The organism is Bradyrhizobium hipponense, assembly GCF_008123965.1.
Taxonomy (GTDB): Bacteria; Pseudomonadota; Alphaproteobacteria; order Rhizobiales; family Xanthobacteraceae; genus Bradyrhizobium; species Bradyrhizobium hipponense.
On the sequence record NZ_VSTH01000180.1, the window covers coordinates 1 to 1,133 of the forward strand.

The 1,133-nt window shown below is 66.4% G+C and carries 2 protein-coding genes; both read left to right on the forward strand.

From position 1 onward, the window contains the following. The coding region (tnpB, locus tag FXV83_RS38070; RefSeq protein ID WP_148745005.1) for an IS66 family insertion sequence element accessory protein TnpB at positions 1-277 on the forward strand (277 nt) is incomplete at its 5' end. 35 nt (positions 278-312) lie between these two features. Further along, positions 313-1,133: IS66 family transposase (locus FXV83_RS38075; RefSeq protein ID WP_148745007.1), on the forward strand; the 821-nt coding region annotated here is incomplete at its 3' end.

A 1,133-nucleotide genomic window follows, 5' to 3' on the forward strand; every position in this document is an offset into this window, starting at 1 on the left:
GTCGGCGCTGGTGAGCGAAGCACTACACAAGAGTCCCTACGACGGCAGCGTGTTTGTCTTCCGCTCCAAACGTTCCGACAGAGTGAAGCTTCTGGCGTGGGACGGCAGCGGCATGGTGCTGGTGACGAAGTGGTTGCACGAAGGACATTTCACCTGGCCGCCGATCCGCGACGGCGTGGTGCATCTAAGTGCGACGCAGCTCGCGATGCTGCTCGACGGGCTCGAGTGGACGCGTGTCTCACCCAAGCTTGTGAAGCAGCCGGCCGTTGTCGGCTGAGAGGCGAGGATTTCACTGGAGCGTGTCGCGTGCGCATGTATCGTCTGATCATGGCGATTCGCCCCGACGCTCTCCCGACCGATCCGACGGCTCTGACCGAGATGGTGCTCGCGCTTGACGCCGAGAACGGGAGGCTGCGCGTGGCGATGCAGACGCTCAAGGAGCTAATCTTCGGGAAGCGCTCGGAGCGGCTTGCTGCGCTCGTGGCCGAGCAGCTCGCGCTTGACCTCGCCGATCTTGAGACTGGCGTCACGCTACCTGCCGCTGCCAACGACGATGCGGCAGCGGCGAAGCCGCTTGGCAAGCCGCCGCGGAAGAAGGCGCGCCGCAACATCGGCGCGCTGCCCAGGCATCTGCCGCGCTGTGAGCAGGTGCTGGAGCCGGAGGCGACCGCGTGCCCGTGCTGCCAGGGTCGGCTTCACAAGATCGGCGAGGACGTCAGCGAGGTGCTGGACGTGATCCCGGCGATTCTGCGCGTGCTGCGGACAATCCGTCCCAAGTACGGCTGCCGCAGCTGCACCGACGGCGTGGTGCAGGCGAAGGTGCTGCCGCGCCTCATTGAGAGCGGCATGGCGTCGACGGCCCTCGTGGCCCACGTGGTGGTCTCGAAGTTCGCCTGGTATCTGCCGCTGTACCGGCAGGTGCAGATCCTGGCCGGCCAGGGCATCCAGCTCGACCGCGCGACGCTCGCCGGCTGGGTGAAGCGTACCGCCTGGTGGCTCAAAAGCCTCTATGAGCTTCAGCTGCGGACGATCCAGAGCGCGCCGCGCGTGTTCTGCGACGAGACGCCGATGCCAGTGCTCGACCCCGGACGACATCGCACCCGCATCTGCCAGTTCTGGGCGCATGCCATGGA